The following is a 16,290-nucleotide window of genomic DNA, read 5'->3' as shown; positions in this document are numbered from 1 at the left end:
GCTTTAGCCTAAACTTAGTTGCAGTTTTAACCACCTCAAATTTTCTATTCTTTTTTTAAAATTCTTTCTACTTACTTAAATCCTGCTTTGCAATAGGGATAGAAACGGAAATCCCGGAATCTCGTCCTCAAGACGAGATGAGGAGTTGCAGTGGATAGCCCGACCCGAGCGGTGGGAAAAGCATTGGCGAGGGGATTGCCCAAAAAAAATTGACAATCTGTCACTTTGAGGAGATTGGTGTTTTATTTGAGAAGTCAACTGCATAATTTAAAAATCAATTAACATGACAAAAGGAAATATTAATGTATCGGTGGAAAATATTTTTCCCTTAATTAAGAAGTTTTTGTACAGCGATCACGAAATATTTTTGCGTGAACTGATTTCTAATGCGACGGATGCGACTTTGAAGTTGAAACATTTGACGAGCATTGGGGAAATTAAAACCGATTACGGACAGCCGAAAATTGAAGTTAAAATTAATAAAGATGCGAAAACTTTAACAATCATCGATCAGGGAATTGGTATGACTGGGGAAGAAGTTGAAAAGTATATCAATCAGATCGCTTTTTCGGGGGCGGAAGAATTCTTAGAAAAATATAAAGATACTTCGAAAGATTCCGGGATTATCGGTCATTTTGGTCTTGGATTTTACTCTGCTTTTATGGTAGCTGAAAAAGTGGAGATCGTTACGAAATCTTACAAAGATGAACCGGCAGTTCGTTGGATTTGCGATGGAAGTCCGGAATATACTTTGGAAGAGACGACTGATAAAACCGATAGAGGAACTGAGATTATTCTTCATATTGCAGAAGACTCCACAGAGTTTTTGGAAGAATTCCGAATCCGTGAATTGTTATTGAAATATAATAAGTTCATGCCTGTTCCTATTAAATTTGGAACGAAAAAAGAAACCTTGCCTTTACCGGAAGATGCTGCAGAAGATGCAAAAGCGGAAACGGTAGAAGTTGATAATATCATTAATAATCCAACTCCGGCCTGGACGAAAGCGCCTAGTGAATTGAGTGATGCAGATTATAGAGAATTTTATCATGAATTGTATCCGATGCAATTTGAGGAGCCTTTATTTAATATTCATTTGAATGTTGATTATCCTTTTAATTTAACGGGGATTCTTTATTTCCCAAAATTGACGAACGGTTTAAATATTGAGAAAGATAAAATTCAATTGTACCAAAATCAGGTTTATGTAACCGATGAGGTGAAAGGAATTGTGCCGGATTTCTTAATGTTATTGCGTGGTGTAATCGATTCTCCGGATATTCCGTTGAATGTTTCGCGTTCTTATTTGCAAGCTGACGGTGCGGTGAAGAAAATTTCTTCTTACATCACGAAAAAAGTAGCTGACAAAATGGTTTCTCTGTTTAACGAAAACCGTGAAGATTACGAGAAAAAATGGAACGATATTAAAATCGTGATCGAATACGGAATGATTTCCGAAGATAAATTCTTTGATAAATCTGATAAGTTTGCGTTGTATCCAACAACGGATGGTAAAAATTATTTGTGGTCTGAATTGGAAGAGAAAGTAAAACCAATGCAAACCGATAAAGACGGAAACTTTGTGATTCTTTATGCAACCAATGCTGATGAACAACACAGTTATATTCAGTCTGCGAAAGATAAAGGCTATGAAGTTTTGCTTTTAGATTCTCCGATTGTACCGCATTTAATTCAGAAATTAGAGCAGTCGAAAGACAAAATTTCTTTCGCCAGAGTTGATGCAGATCACGTGAATAACTTGATTAAAAAAGAGGATACTGCGATCTCTAAATTGAACGAAGAGGAAAAAGAATCTTTGAAGAAAAATATTGAAGAAGCCGTAAACGACAAGAAGTTCTCGGTTAAAGTTGAAGATTTAGAAAGTACTGAAGCTCCGTTCATGATCACGCAACCGGAATTTATGCGAAGAATGAAAGATATGCAGGCAACCGGCGGCGGTGGCGGAATGTTTGGAATGAGCGGTTTCCCGGAAATGTATAATCTGGTCGTGAATTCTAACAGTGAACTGGCTGCAGAAATTCTCAAAAGCGAAAATGCTGAGGAGAAAAATTCTAAAATTAAATATGCTTTAGACTTAGCAAAACTCTCTCAGAATTTATTGAAAGGAAAAGACTTGACGGAGTTTATTCAGAAGAGTTATTCGAATTTAAGCAAGTAATGTACTTTGTCAAAGTTTAGATCTTTGACACAAGTTTTAGAAATTAAAATTTCGGCGGAGCAATTGTTCCGTCGATTTTTTTTTGTAGAATTAAAGTGATTTCCTGTTGATAAACTTTTCAGAGAAGTTCTTTAAATAAAATCATATATTTGTAATTAACACCTTACGAATGTTCGAAATAACATTGCAGATGCTGCCTATTCTGATTTTGTTCAGTTTTGCAATTGCACTTTTCCACACAGTAATTATAACCGGTCTTTTCGAATTAAATCTAAAACCAACCTGGATTTTTTTTGTAATCGATCCGCTTCTCCTCATTTTGGCTTTCTTTTTACTGCCCCAATATTCTGGAATCGTATTTATCGCACTGTTTCTTTCCGTTTTTCTTCTCGGAATTATCGGTTTTGTGAAAGAAGGTTTTGAGTCAGTAGTAGAAAAATTCCGGGAATCACGCGCTCAAAAAAAACCAGTCTGGAAGATTTTATTAGGTGGTTTTATGATCCTATTTTTCTACCTCGGATTTTTTTATTTCGGAATTTATACTTTTTTTATCATTTTCTTCCTCATCATTATGAGTTCTGTTTTGCCAAGTAATAAGAACCGATATTTCTTTTACCAAAGAAATCTACCAACATCAAAAATAAAAAGTGCAGCAGTTGGTTTAGCAGAAATCTGCGGGAAAGCAAAAGCTTTGGAATATGTGATCTCTCCCGTGTCTTCCGCAAAATGTGTTGGATGTATTTATACGGTAGATGAAATCACCCATTCCACAGATAAAGATGGAGAAACAAGCACTTCCTACAGAGAGATTTCCCGCAAAATAGATTTTAACAAATTTTTGTTAAATGATGATTCCGGAAGCATCGAAGTCCATCCGGAAAAGCTGGAATGGATCAACTTTCCCGCTGCTACAGAAAGTGAACGAAGTAGTAGAAGATACCGCGAATTTATTTTAGACGAGAAAACGGAAGTGCTCTTGGTAGGTCAGGTTTTTTATGAAGGTGCGAAAAATATTTTTCGGTATGATGAAAACACCAAAGTTTTTGGGATGGCTTTGTTAGAAGTTGTGAATTTTGCCAACAAATGGCGCCCTTTAAAGCTGAGAGCAGTCGCAACCGTACTCTGCGTTGCGCTCTTCACCGCTTTTATTTTAATAATTCCTATGAAAGTTCAGGGAACAAAATTGATCATCAAATCGGTTAACTTTCAGGAACAATTTTTCAAAAATCCGTTTGATTTTTTTAACTAAGATAAATATGATTATAGCACTTCTTATTTTCGTCGTCGTCATTGTGACGGTTTTTTCCTTCGTCATCAATTCCTTTAACCAGATTGTGATCTTAAAAAATAATGTAGATAAATCATTTTCTAATATTGATGTTATTTTGAAACAGAGAAACGACGAAGTTCCAAATTTGGTAAATGTTGTAAAAGCCACGGCGTTATATGAAAACACGATTTTGAAAGACTTAACTGCTCTGCGAAGTCAATACTTGAAAGCCGAGAAAACAAACGATAAAATTAAAATTGCAGAACAGATGAATTCTCAGATGAAATCATTTTTTGTAACTGCTGAAAATTATCCTGAATTAAAGGCAACACAATCTTTTTTGGCGCTTCAAATGCGATTAAGTGATATAGAAAATATGATCGCGGACCGACGCGAATATTTCAATGAATCTGTCAATCTTTATAACATTCGTATTGGAATTTTCCCTGACTTCATTTTCGCGAAACTGATGAATTATAAAAATATGCAGATGCTGACTTTTTCAGATGCAGAGGTCAATTATGAAGAAGTTAAAATAAACTGAAATGGAAATAGATTTAGGTTTGGTAGGAGAGTTTGTAAACTCCAGACGTTTTTGGGGGACTTTAGCGATAGGATTACCTGTTTCTACAATCGGGCTTTTTACTTTATACAGTTTGGTTCACAAGATTTCGTTTCTTAAAAATATTGTTCAATACATTATTATGACGATCGGTTTAAGCATCATTCTTTTCGCACCGGTTGTTTTTTTCTCCGCTTTTCTGCAAACCGAACAATTAAAATTAGCTTTGATTTTCATTGTTATTCTGCTCTGTGTGGCAGTTTTTGTATTGTTTAATCAGAAGTCAGTGGTACTTTTTATGAAGAATATCTCCAAAGAAAAAAGTTTTACGAAATGATGTTTTTGTCCATTTTGATCTTCACGGCTGTTATCCTGTTTTTATTCCATCAAAAAAAAAGACGGGAGGACGAAACTTATGCATATTCTGAAATGATGCTGCCTACTATTGCAACTTTAGTAATTTCTGCAATATTTTTTAATTTGGCTTCGGTGGTTGGAAATTCAGCTTACTCTTATTTATTTGATAAAAAATATGATGCGACCGTTGTTGCTTATGAAGATTTGGATGAGTCCAGAATGGCAGTGATGGAATTCAAAAATGATCAAAATGAACTTCTGCGAAAGTCAGTTGGTTACGGCTCAAGTGATCCCATCGAAATTGGGAAGAAAATTAAAGTTTCTTATGAAAATGGCGACCGACACGTGAAAGTTCAAAGTTATTCTCAACAAAAAGTGATGGTAGCATTTACGGTGTTTTTCTTTTTAGTTTTTGGTCTCGCAACATTGGGAATGGTTCTTTACGTTTTGGATAAAGACATTTCTTTTATTTTCAAAATCGGAGTAGGATTTGTAATGTACCTTATCTTTCCGGCCGGAATGCTCTTTTTTATTGGCGTACTTTCCTGGGTTATCTGGGAATATTTTCAGGGACGAAGAGATGATATGCCGATCTGGGCGCTTGGAATTTGCAGTTTATTTGTGACGATTTTAATTCCGGCATTTTTTGGATATTTAAAGATGCTCTTTGACAAAGGTTCAAACTTGCATGATATGTAAAACTCCAGATTACAGTTCCTCCAAAGGATTCCAAAATATCTTTTTAAAATTCTGAATTTTTCCGTCTTTTACTTCTACACCTTCTAATTTCAATTTTCCCACAAAATCTCTTTGACAACTTGCCGTAATTCTACCGGACGAATTACAAACCCGATACGCGGGGAAATCTTCGTCATAATTTTTTAAAACATTTCCTACTTGGCGTGAATGATTTGGAAAGCCAACCGCTTTTGCAATTGCCCCATAATTGGTAACTCTTCCTTCTGGGATCATCATTATGATTTCAAAAACCTGTTTTTTAAATAGCTCATTCATAAATTAAAGGTAAGATTTTACAGCAACATATTTGTGCAAAGCGATCTGTGTAATCCGTGAAATTCGTGCGAAAATCCGCTCCTCAAAAAATTTTAAACTTCTCGCAGATTTTACTCACCTAACAGATTTAATAAATCTGTGCAAATCTGTGCAATCTGTGCGCGATAATTGCGCCCAATCAGTTTAACTATTCCCGAAGATTTCGCAGATCAAAAACACAAAAAGAAGATCTGCTCGATCAGTGCGAGAACAGTTTACCGGGATAAAAAAATCGCCTCATTTCTGAGGCGATTTCATTTTTATTTATAAGGTAAATCCTTAAGAATTTTCCAAGATATAAGAGAACATCAACGGTGCACAAATCGTTGCATCACTTTCAACGATAAACTTCGGTGTAGTAATATCCAGTTTTCCCCACGTGATCTTCTCATTAGGAACAGCTCCGGAATAAGAACCATAAGAAGTCGTAGAATCAGAGATCTGACAGAAATAAGACCAGAAAGGAATATCCGTCATTTCTAAATCCTGATACAACATCGGAACCACACAAATTGGGAAATCTCCTGCGATTCCACCTCCAACCTGGAAGAAACCAACTCCTTTTCCACCCGAATTTTTCGGATACCAATCTGCCAAAAACATCATATATTCAATCCCGGATTTTACAGTAGAAGGTTGTAATTCACCTTTAATACAGTAGCTGGAGAAAATATTTCCCATCGTAGAATCTTCCCAACCCGGAACAACGATCGGTAAGTTTTTTTCTGCTGCAGCCAACATCCATGAATTTTCCTTTGGAATTTCATAATACTGCTCCAAAACTCCTGATAAAAGCATTTTATACATATATTCATGCGGAAAAAAACGTTCGCCTTTCGCTTCAGCATCTTTCCAGATTTCCACGATATGTTTCTGCAATCTTCGGAACGCTTCCTCTTCCGGAATACACGTATCAGTAACTCTATTCAAACCTTTTTCCAACAAAGCCCACTCTTCTTGGGGCGTCAAATCTCTGTAATTTGGAACTCGAACGTAGTGTGAATGTGCTACCAAATTCATTAAATCTTCCTCCAGATTCGCACCCGTACAAGAAATAATATCCACTTTATCCTGACGGATCATTTCAGCCAAAATTTTACCAATCTCTGCGGTAGACATTGCTCCAGCCAAAGTGATCATCATTTTTCCACCATCTTTCAAGTGCGCCACATAGCCTTTTGAAGCATCAACTAAAGCTGCAGAATTAAAATGCAGGTAATATTTTTCGAGAAATTCCGTGATCGGTTTATTCATAATTTTTTGATTTTAGCAAAGGTAAGGAATTTTAAGAATTTTTTCAGGAGCAACAAGATTTGGCTTTTGTTCGAAAACCCGTCCCGCTTTCCGCTATATCTTTTTCTCCTCGTTCCTCGTCGAAAAAGGATGCCGCTATAATCTGGGCTAAAATAAAAAGTATTTTTTCTTATCAGCAAAGAGTATTTTATAAACTAAAAACCGTGTCAAGGTTTCAAACCTTGACACGGTTGGCTGTATTTTCAGTTAAAATGAATTTTTTAGCTAAGTGTTTTATTTTGTAAAAGAATAGGTCTATTATTCTCCTCTGAACTTTCGGTTTTCCTTTTTCTGCGAAAGTTCTTTCTTCGCTTTGATCCGCTTTTCAATTTTCGATCTGGAGGGTTTTGTCGCTTTTCTTGCTTTCGGAATGAAGAGCGATTTTTCAACAATCTCTAAAATTTTATCCGTCGCAATTTTTTTGTTTTGCAACTGTGTTCGACTTTCCGAGACTGTGAGTTGTAAAATTCCCTCAAGGTTGATGCGGTTTTTGAGTTTAGCAGCAATCATTTCTTTTCCTTCAATTGAAAAACATTCGCTTTCTGCAACATTCCACATCACGGTTACGGAAGTTTCCACTTTATTCACGTTTTGTCCGCCTGCACCGCTGCTGCGGGAAGTTTTGTACGTCAATTCTTTGGTGAAATCTTTCATAGAAGTAGAAAGGTTAAATATAACAGGAAAATTTTCAAGAGCCAAGTAAAAAGTAAAATGAGCCAAGTAAAATGACTAACTTAAAAATTGATCAAAAGTTGCAAACTGCTTATCCTTTATCTTTTTTGACTAATTTTTCTAAAGTTTTACGATCAATCTTTCCATTGGGAATGCGTGGAAAAAGTTCGATAAAAATAGTTTCTTTTGGACGATGGTTTTTTGTAGGATAAATGATTTTTTCCAGTTGCTTTTTGACGATCTCATTCTCTTCACCTTCAATAGCTAAAACCAGTTTTTGCCCAAGTAATTGATTTTTCACGCCTAGAAAAACAACGTCATTACTGATTTCTTTCTTTACCAGATTTTCTAATTCCTCGGGATATATTTTTAAACCTGCCGAATTAATTACGTTATCAATTCTCCCCAAAAATTTAAAATGAAGCTTGTCATTAGCAGATTCATTCACCTGCTTAATTTCAACTAAATCGTTAGTTTTAATAAGTTCCGGATTTAATTGTGGCGCGGAAATTTGTAAACAGTTCCGTTCATCTAGAGAAAGTTCCACGCCGTTTAACGCTGTGAAATAATCTTTCGCAGAAGGATAGATCTCTTTTAAGGCAATATGAGAGAGGGTTTCTGACATTCCATACGTCTCAAAAATATGTGATTGAGTTGTTGAGTGGATGAGTTTTTGAGCGATTTTGTTCTTTAGTGATTCTGAAACTGCGGCTCCGCCAATGATTAAGTTTTTAATTAAATGAAGTTTATCCAAAGAATTTTCTACCTGAAGCGGCGACATCGCGCAGAAATCTATATTTTCGGTTAAATCAGTTATTGGTTTTGATGAAGGTGTTTTTACGAACAAAATTAATTTTCTTTCGATTGCTCGAACAACCATCATTTTTCCGGAAATATATTCTACAGGGAGACAAAGCAGGGAAGAATCTCTTTCTTTCAGTCCTAGAATATCGCAAGTCATCTTAGCAGAATGGCGCATTCTTTCTTTTTCGACTTCGAAAATTTTGGGCGCTCCGGTGGAACCTGAAGTTTGAACTTTTACTTTTTGGGAATTACTAAGCCACTCTTCCAGAAAAGCCAGTACTTTAATTTCAAAGTCTGTTTCAGGAGAAATATCGCTTATGGAAAAGTTAGAAAAATCAATTGTCATTTTTGTAAAACTAGTTTTGAATGACGCAAATCCCTGCGTGAGGTTGTAGGCGGAACTCCTTTTTTGTAGAGGCGGCGATTTATCGCGCCTCTACAAAAAAGAGTGGGAGCCGAAGACCGACCCGAAGTCGGAGGGGAAAGCTTTGGCAACTTAGGGTCACGCCCAAATATTACATCCGGTTAACGGTGCCAATTCCCAACAGATTTAAACCTTTTTTGATTGTTTTACCCGTCAATTCAGACAATGCTAAACGGAAATTTTTCGCATTTGCATCTTCCTGATTGAGAATAGGATTATTCTGATAAAAGGAGTTGTATGATTTAACGACTTCGTAAATATAATTTGCCACCAAAGCCGGCGAAAGTGTTTCTGCAGCGCGCGAAATTACTGCTTTGAAATTGGAAAGGTTCATGACGAGTTCCTTCTCAAAAGCGTTCATTTCGTAATCTGAGACTTTTTCAGCGGCGTTTCCTGCCTTGCTTAAAAGAGATTGAATTCTGGCATAGGTATACTGAATAAATGGTCCTGTATTGCCTGAAAAATCGATACTTTCTGCTGGATTGAAAAGCATTTTTTTACGCGGATCTACTTTGAGCATAAAATATTTCAGAGCACCGATACCGACGGTTTCGTATGATTTTTCTTTGTCTTCTTCAGACAGCGTTTCGAGTTTACCAAGTTCCTGAGCTTTATCTTTAGCCGTTTCGTACATTTCCTGCATTAGATCATCTGCATCGACTACGGTTCCTTCCCGAGATTTCATTTTTCCTTCAGGTAGTTCGACCATTCCGTACGAAAGATGGTAAAGATTTGCTGCCCAGGAATAGCCCAGTTTTTTAAGGATCTTGATCAAGACATCGAAGTGATAATCCTGTTCGTTCCCAACGGTGTAAATTAATTTCTGAATATTATTTTCCTGAAATCTTTGAACTGCTGTTCCGAGATCCTGCGTCATATAAACTGCAGTGCCGTCGCCACGCAAGAGTAATTTTTGGTCTAAACCTTCGTCAGTTAAATCGCACCAGACTGAGCCGTCTTCTTTTCTGTAAAGAATACCATTGATCAAACCCTGCTGAATGAGATCTTTACCTAAAAGATAAGTGTCACTTTCGTACTGAACCTGATCGAAATCTACGCCTAATCTCTTGTAAGTTTCGGCAAATCCCGCGTAAACCCAGGAGTTCATTTCGGTCCAGAGATTTCTTACGCTTTCATCGCCTTTTTCCCAGTTAAGCAGCATTTCCTGCGCTTCTAAAATGATCGGTGCCTGTTTTTTAGCGACGTCTTCCTCATATCCCTGTTCAACGCGTTCTGCGATTTCCTTTTTATATTCTTTGTCGAAGGTGACGTAGTAATTTCCTACGAGCTTATCCCCTTTTAAATGGGTGGATTCCGGAGTTTCATTTTTGCCGGATTTTTGCCAAGCCAACATCGATTTGCAGATATGAATTCCACGGTCATTGATGATCTGGGTTTTGATGACGTTGTACCCGTCTTCTTTTAAAATCAATGCAACAGAATATCCCAATAAGTTATTTCTGATATGTCCTAAATGAAGGGGTTTATTGGTATTTGGTGAGGAATATTCCACCATGACAGTTTCATTTTTTGCCTCTTTTTTTTCAAGATTTTCCTGTATGGAATAAAAATTTTCGAAGAAGAAGTTATTTTTAATGGTCAGATTCAGAAATCCTTTGACCACTTTATAACTTTCAACAAAGTCTGACTGAGTTGAAAGGGCATCACCCAATTCAATAGCAATTAAATCTGGGTTTTTTTTAAAAATTTTAACCAAAGGAAAAGTAACGACGGTAAAATCACCTTCGAAACCAGTTTTGTTTTGTTGCACCTCCAGACTTACGTTGTTGGTTTGATTAACGTCATTAATCTGATAAATCGACTGTATAATTTCCGAAATTTTACTTTCGATGATATCCTTAATATTCATTGTATAGTTTTGAGTTACAAATATACGGAAATAAAAAAACCACTCCGAGGAGTGGTTCTTATAATTTTCTGGTTAAAAATTAGTTTTTGTCCCAGAATAATTTAGTATAAAGGAAGTTTCCTCCAATTGCTGTACCAGCTGACTGATAATTGGTAGGGTTTGTAGATTGTTCCGTTACAGGATACAATAAACGAACCGGTACTTTATTATTAGCTTCAGAAACAGCACCAGTTGCAGGTAATAAAACTGGGTAGTCTAATCTTCTGTAGAAGTTCCAACTTGTTAATGGCTGATTGTACATTGCAACCCAAGCTTCAGTACCAATAGATTTTTTCCAGTTGGCAGCATCATAAGGATTTGCTGTAATGTAGGCAGTTGCATTAACTGCAGTTTTACCCCACTGTAGGAAAGATGCAGTTATTGCTTTTGCGTAAAGATTTGCAGCAGTGTCACCACCAATGTTCCATCTTGCTTGCGCTTCTGCTAAATAAAATGCAACCTCAGTATAATTTAATAAGATACCAGGAGTTGTAGCAGTGTAAGCAAAGTTACCAGGGTTTGTATTGTAAGCGAAAGAAGATTTCACCCCAATTGTCCCTCCTTTGTAGAAGAAGCTAAATCCTAAAGTGTCTTCAACTTTAACAGTTCCAGCAACATAACCGCTTACGGTAACAGTTGTAGCAGTAAATGCTGTAATAGTACCAATTTTTTTAGCTGTTCTGTTGTTGAAAACATCATCTCCAACTTTAAATGGAACTGCAGGTGCATCAGTAGGAAGTGTAAAGGTAATTGTAGCTATACCTGTACCTTCTGCAATAGCTGTAACTGTTCCTAGATCGTAATGAAGATTTTGTCTAAAATAAACGTCTCTTCTTACATCCATTGTAGTATTCATTTTATCTACAATAGTTTTCCCAGCAACATAATCATTTCTGTTACTCGCAACAACATTTGCGTAGATTTGACTGTAGTTAGGTGAAGCCGCTAAGTAAGCAAGATTACAATCATCAGCACTAGAAGCAAATACTCCTCCTGTGATTGCAGCTTGAGACGTAGATTGAGCCAATGCAGGATCTGAATCCGAAAGTGCAATTCCTAATTTTAATAAAAGTGAATTACCGAATTTTTTCCATTTGGTTACATCTCCATTATAATACTTATCACCAGTAGCGAAACTACTACCTGTAGTATCAACATTTGCTAAATCAGCAGTTAATCTGGTGATCAAAGAACCATAGATGGCTTTTGCATCATCATATGCTGGAAGCGGAAATGCATCGATATCTAATGCTTGAGTGTAAGGTACATTTCCAAAAGTATCAACAGAGATTTGATACGTGTAAACTTGCATCATATCAATAATCGCCAATTGATTTTTCATAGTTGTTGGCCATGTTCCTTGTTCAGAAGCAGTTGGCTGATAAACCATAATCAATTTCTTAGCCTGTTCAAGATTTTTTAGCGTTCTAACATAAAGTGCTAAAAATACTTGATCAGAAACATTTCTTTGGGTGAAGTTATACTGACTCTCATCAGAGTAAGTAGTTTCTTGCCAATACTGCATTGTTAATCTAAAATTATTGATATTAACACTTGGAGTATTTACGTAGTCAGATAATTGTTTCTGCGCATAAGTTACAAGGGTCGAGGGCACCGTAGTGTAGTAACTGTTTGGGTCTGTATTTAGTTGCGTTAGAGTATCCTCCTGGCAAGATTGCAAGACGGTGGATAACGCAATAAATGCTATTATTATTTTTTTCATGATTGCTGTAATTAGAAATTAAGTTTAACGTTGAATGAGATAGTTCTCGTAGTTGGAAGAACAGCGGCTTGATATCCCTGAACGTTACCAGCACTTAAACCAGATTCAGGATCTGCATAAGGAAGATATTTCTTAATGATCCATAAATTGTTTCCTACTAAGCTTATAGCTGCACCTTTAACAAAAGTTGCATCTAAGAATCTTTGTGGAATAGAATAAGTTATAGCAACTTCTCTAAGTTTAATATAGGTTGCATCATATACGAATGCTTTCGCAGGATAAGCTTCATATCCGAAAGCTCCTGTACTTGAAGCGTCCAGCCGTACATCATTTGGAGAATATCCGCCTGTTCCGTTTGTTTTAACTCCTGGTAATATTAAACCTCCACCATTTGCTAATGTATTACGAACTGGATTACCTAAATCATTTGTAAATACAGTTTCTGGATAAAGACCTGTATCTTGTCCATAATATTGATCTAGAGAGAAAATACTACCACCTTGTTTCCAGTCGATTTGGAATGATAGCGCTATGTTTTTGTAAGAGAATTTGTTAACAACACTTCCAAACCAGTCTGCTTGCATGTTTCCAAGATTGGCATTGGTATTTGTTTTCAAATATTTACCATAACTCGTACTGTTAGGATCACCATCAACAATTCTGTTACCACTTGGATCATAAACATAATCGGTTCCTTTAATTGTTCCGAAATCTTCATTTAAAGAACCATTGATCGTCACACCACCTTGGAAACTTCCGATAGTAATGTTTTCAACACCAGGAGCTAAAGCAGTTACTTTAGATCTTGGGTTAGACCAGTTAACATCCATTCCCCAGGTGAAATCAGTTGTTTTGATAGGAACTAGATTTAAAGTAAGTTCCAGTCCTTTTGAACTCATGTTACCCACATTTTGAAATTTAGCAGTATTACCAGAAGCATATGAAACAGGTAAGGCTAAGATTTGATCGAATGTGTCATTTTTGTACCAAGAAAAGTCAATTCCAAGTCTATTTTTGAAGAACTGTAAATTTGCACCTGCTTCGTAAGATTTCGTTCTTTCAGGTTTTAAATCAGGATTTCTTGCGGTGATGTTATACGCGTAAGATGGAGTACCAAAAGCTGTTGCAACCGCATATTGGTTAATCAACTGATTTGGTCCTGTATCGTTACCTACTTCAGCGTAAGAAGCTCTAATTTTACCGAATGACAAAGCATTCAAGCTTTTCAAGAATTCCCAGTTGGAAATTACAACACTTAAAGATCCAGAATAATACCAGTATGTTCTAAGATTTGCAGGTAGTGATGAAGCTTCATCTCTACGAACAGTTCCATCAATATAATAAGTATTATATAAACCGAAGTTTGCCTGAGCAAAAACACCGTATATTTTTTTGGTAGTATCTGTTACCAATGGTGAAGGTGCATTTGCAGTAGTGTTAGACAAAGCATACACTCCTGGAATAAATAAACCACCTTGCGTACTTTGGGAGTTAGAATAGAATGATTGAACATTCACGTTAGATCCTAAAATACCGAAGAAACTTAAGTTATTGTTTAAGAAGTTATCTTTGTAAGTACCGATTAAATCGTAGTTATCTTCGTTTCTTCTTTGATTAAGTACTGCGTATCCTGAAGGTTGGTTACCTACTGCTGGTCCGATTGACATCGTATCAGGTAGTGAGCCTACTGCTCTTCTTTCATCTAAGAAATAAGAGAAACCATCATGAGAAACTCTCGCTAAAATGTTAATTTTATTAGTAACATCATAACTCAAACTAAAGTTTCCTGCGAATCTCTGACGAGAATCTGTAACATAGTTCTCATATAGTCTGAAATATGGATTATCCCAGTATAAAGGTGCAATTTCGGTAGGAGATTTAATGTTCCAAGAATAATTTTTCTTAGACATCATATAAAGATCTTTCTGATCATTTAAATCTACGTTGGTTGCCCACCACTGACGGAAGTTACCTGTAATACCGTGATAACCTGTAGGGTTTTTACCAGTAGTATTTTGGGTCACGTAAGTAGCATAAAGATTTGCAGTCAAGTTGTCAGTAATCTTATAAGATGCATTACCTGTTAAACTGTTCTTGTTCAAATTGGTATTTGGAAGAACATCGTTTCCGTAAGTATTTTGGTAAGATAATCTGAAAGATGAAACATCATTACTGTTAGATAACGCAAATGAGTTGTTATACATCACTCCGGTTTCAAATAATGTTGAAGGATCATTTTTACCTGCTACCCAAGGACTCGCTTTTCCAAAATTAGCAGAACCTGGAATAAATGAGGTGTATTGCCATACATTTAAATTAGGATCAAAAGCTGCGCCATAAGAAGCATCTTCGTACATAGGAGCTAAAGGAGCACCGTTATAAAGATTAAACTGTGAATCTTCAGTAGGTCCATAAAGATAACCGTAACCTTGACCATACGTTTTCTGATAGGTCGGGAAAGTTTCTTTATTGATCTGAGAAACAGAAATCGAAGTACTAAAATCTACCCCAATTCTACCAGAAGCTTTACCTCTTTTGGTAGTAATAATAATTGCTCCATTAGATGCACGCGAACCGTAAAGAGCAGTTGCAGCAGCACCTTTCAAAACGTTAATTTCTGCGATGTCATCTGGATTAATATCCGAAATTGTATTTCCGGTATCAATGTTTAGTGCAGTACTTGATACAGAAGTTGAACTGTTTAACATCGGAGTACCATCAACCACAAATAATGGCTGGTTATTACCGGTAATTGAACGATAACCACGTAGGGTAATGTCAACTGATCCACCAACGTTTCCACTGGATTTAATGCTCAGACCAGAAACCTTTCCTGAAAGGTTACTGGTAAAGTTGGCAGAGGGACTTTTTGTGATGTCTTCTGCACTTACACTTTGAGTAGCGTAGCCTAAAGCTTTTTTCTCTCTTTTGATACCAAGGGCAGTTACTACCACACCTTCAATATCCTGTGTTCTAGCAGTGTCTCTCTTCTGTGCATTCACCATGGCGAACGACGAGGTCAAAACTATAGCTAAAACGCTTGTTGTTAGTTTTTTCATATTAAATTAAATTTTTTCAGTACAAAAGTGCAAAACTTTCTTAATATAAACAAACTATTTGTTAATAAATCCTTAATTAATTTATAATTTTGTCATAGAAATATTAACATAAATATCAAAAGTTCAACAATATGAAATTAATCAAAAGTTGGTCTAACCTATTTATAGAGGCAGGTTGTGACGAAGTAGGTAGAGGATCCTTATCTGGTCCAGTGGTTGCCGCAGCAGTTATTATTGATAATAAATTTAAGCAAAATTTGGTTAATGATTCTAAAAAATTAACTTTTAAAAACCGTTTAGCTTTAGACAGCTATATCAAAAATAATGTAAAAGAGTATGCCATTGCAGAAAAATCACCTTCGTTTATTGATGAACATAATATATTGAATGCGAGTATTTATACCATGCATTGGGCGTTAGACCAATTGAAAATTCGGCCCGAACTACTTTTAATTGACGGAAATCGTTTTCATCAATATCAGTTAATTCCACATGAATGTATTATTAAAGGTGACGAAAAAGTTCTCGCTATCGCCTGTGCCTCTATTTTAGCTAAGAATTACAGAGATCAACTCATGATCAATCTGCATGAAGAATTTTCTGAATATGGATGGAACAAAAATATGGGATATGCGACAAAAGTACATCGCGAGGCTTTGATTAAATACGGTCCTACAATTTATCACCGCCGGTCTTTTCGTTTGGACTATTCCAGTAAAATTTAATTATAGGAATATTAACTAGAAAATTTAAATCAAGTTATAACAATTTCTTTTAAAAATTTTTATGAAGATTTTTTTCATAAAACTCAATACAAAGAAGCCGTCTCAATACTGAGGCGGTTTTTTTGTATTTTTTCCTGTATGTTTTTTGGTTGATTTATCAGATTTTATTATCTTTAAGTATTGATAATCAATGATATGAATATTAAGTTTAAAGATTATAATCAACAACAAAACTGGTTATTCCCACCCTCAATCGAAGA

Annotated in this window: 13 protein-coding genes; 6 read left to right on the top strand and 7 right to left on the bottom strand. The window is 36.0% G+C overall.

Annotated features, from left to right (window positions below; all coding sequences use genetic code 11):
• Positions 1-283: 283 nt before the first annotated feature.
• The 5 genes from htpG (at position 284) to OA86_RS14705 (ending at position 5,067) form a co-directional block, all read left to right on the top strand.
• Complete coding sequence (gene htpG, locus OA86_RS14725; protein ID WP_039354944.1) at positions 284-2,179, top strand: molecular chaperone HtpG; 1,896 nt, start codon at positions 284-286, stop codon at positions 2,177-2,179.
• A gap of 169 nt (positions 2,180-2,348) precedes the next feature.
• Positions 2,349-3,428: a hypothetical protein gene (locus OA86_RS14720; RefSeq protein ID WP_039354941.1), complete on the top strand. Its 1,080-nt coding sequence runs from the start codon at positions 2,349-2,351 to the stop codon at positions 3,426-3,428.
• Between the two features lie 7 nt (positions 3,429-3,435).
• On the top strand, positions 3,436-3,993 hold the full coding sequence (locus tag OA86_RS14715; RefSeq protein WP_039354976.1) for a LemA family protein: 558 nt from the start codon (positions 3,436-3,438) through the stop codon (positions 3,991-3,993).
• 1 nt (position 3,994) lies between these two features.
• Entirely contained in the window at positions 3,995-4,348 is a 354-nt protein-coding gene (locus tag OA86_RS14710) for a hypothetical protein (RefSeq protein ID WP_039354938.1), read from the top strand.
• Complete coding sequence (locus OA86_RS14705) at positions 4,345-5,067, top strand: hypothetical protein (protein WP_039354935.1); 723 nt, start codon at positions 4,345-4,347, stop codon at positions 5,065-5,067. Before OA86_RS14710 ends, OA86_RS14705 begins: the two co-directional genes overlap by 4 nt.
• A gap of 9 nt (positions 5,068-5,076) precedes the next feature.
• Here the strand turns inward: OA86_RS14705 and OA86_RS14700 are convergent, their stop codons facing one another.
• The 7 genes from OA86_RS14700 to OA86_RS14670 form a co-directional block, all read right to left on the bottom strand.
• Positions 5,077-5,382 carry an MGMT family protein gene (locus OA86_RS14700; protein WP_039354932.1) on the bottom strand — a complete coding sequence of 102 codons (306 nt, stop codon included), beginning with the start codon at positions 5,380-5,382 and terminating at the stop codon, positions 5,077-5,079.
• Between the two features lie 318 nt (positions 5,383-5,700).
• Positions 5,701-6,675 carry a deoxyhypusine synthase family protein gene (locus tag OA86_RS14695; RefSeq protein ID WP_039354929.1) on the bottom strand — a complete coding sequence of 325 codons (975 nt, stop codon included), beginning with the start codon at positions 6,673-6,675 and terminating at the stop codon, positions 5,701-5,703.
• A 297-nt stretch (positions 6,676-6,972) separates the two neighbouring features.
• Positions 6,973-7,368 carry an alternative ribosome rescue aminoacyl-tRNA hydrolase ArfB gene (gene arfB, locus OA86_RS14690; RefSeq protein WP_039354973.1) on the bottom strand — a complete coding sequence of 132 codons (396 nt, stop codon included), beginning with the start codon at positions 7,366-7,368 and terminating at the stop codon, positions 6,973-6,975.
• A 109-nt stretch (positions 7,369-7,477) separates the two neighbouring features.
• Positions 7,478-8,536, bottom strand: coding sequence for an AMP-binding protein (locus OA86_RS14685; RefSeq protein ID WP_039354926.1), 1,059 nt, complete (start codon positions 8,534-8,536; stop codon positions 7,478-7,480).
• A gap of 169 nt (positions 8,537-8,705) precedes the next feature.
• Positions 8,706-10,484 carry an arginine--tRNA ligase gene (argS, locus tag OA86_RS14680; RefSeq protein ID WP_039354924.1) on the bottom strand — a complete coding sequence of 593 codons (1,779 nt, stop codon included), beginning with the start codon at positions 10,482-10,484 and terminating at the stop codon, positions 8,706-8,708.
• A 79-nt stretch (positions 10,485-10,563) separates the two neighbouring features.
• On the bottom strand, positions 10,564-12,246 hold the full coding sequence (locus OA86_RS16070) for a SusD/RagB family nutrient-binding outer membrane lipoprotein (protein ID WP_039354921.1): 1,683 nt from the start codon (positions 12,244-12,246) through the stop codon (positions 10,564-10,566).
• An 11-nt stretch (positions 12,247-12,257) separates the two neighbouring features.
• The gene (locus tag OA86_RS14670) at positions 12,258-15,305 is read right to left on the bottom strand and encodes a SusC/RagA family TonB-linked outer membrane protein (protein ID WP_039354919.1); all 3,048 of its coding nucleotides are present in this window, start codon (positions 15,303-15,305) and stop codon (positions 12,258-12,260) included.
• Positions 15,306-15,436: 131 nt separating this feature from the next.
• Between OA86_RS14670 and rnhB the strand changes: the two genes are divergently transcribed.
• Positions 15,437-16,030 carry a ribonuclease HII gene (gene rnhB, locus OA86_RS14665; RefSeq protein ID WP_039354915.1) on the top strand — a complete coding sequence of 198 codons (594 nt, stop codon included), beginning with the start codon at positions 15,437-15,439 and terminating at the stop codon, positions 16,028-16,030.
• Positions 16,031-16,290 lie beyond the last annotated feature (260 nt).

This window comes from Kaistella jeonii, assembly GCF_000812865.1.
Lineage (GTDB): Bacteria > Bacteroidota > Bacteroidia > Flavobacteriales > Weeksellaceae > Kaistella > Kaistella jeonii.
The sequence above is the reverse complement of the archived record's forward strand: the minus strand, read 5'-3'. Positions and strand labels throughout refer to the sequence as shown.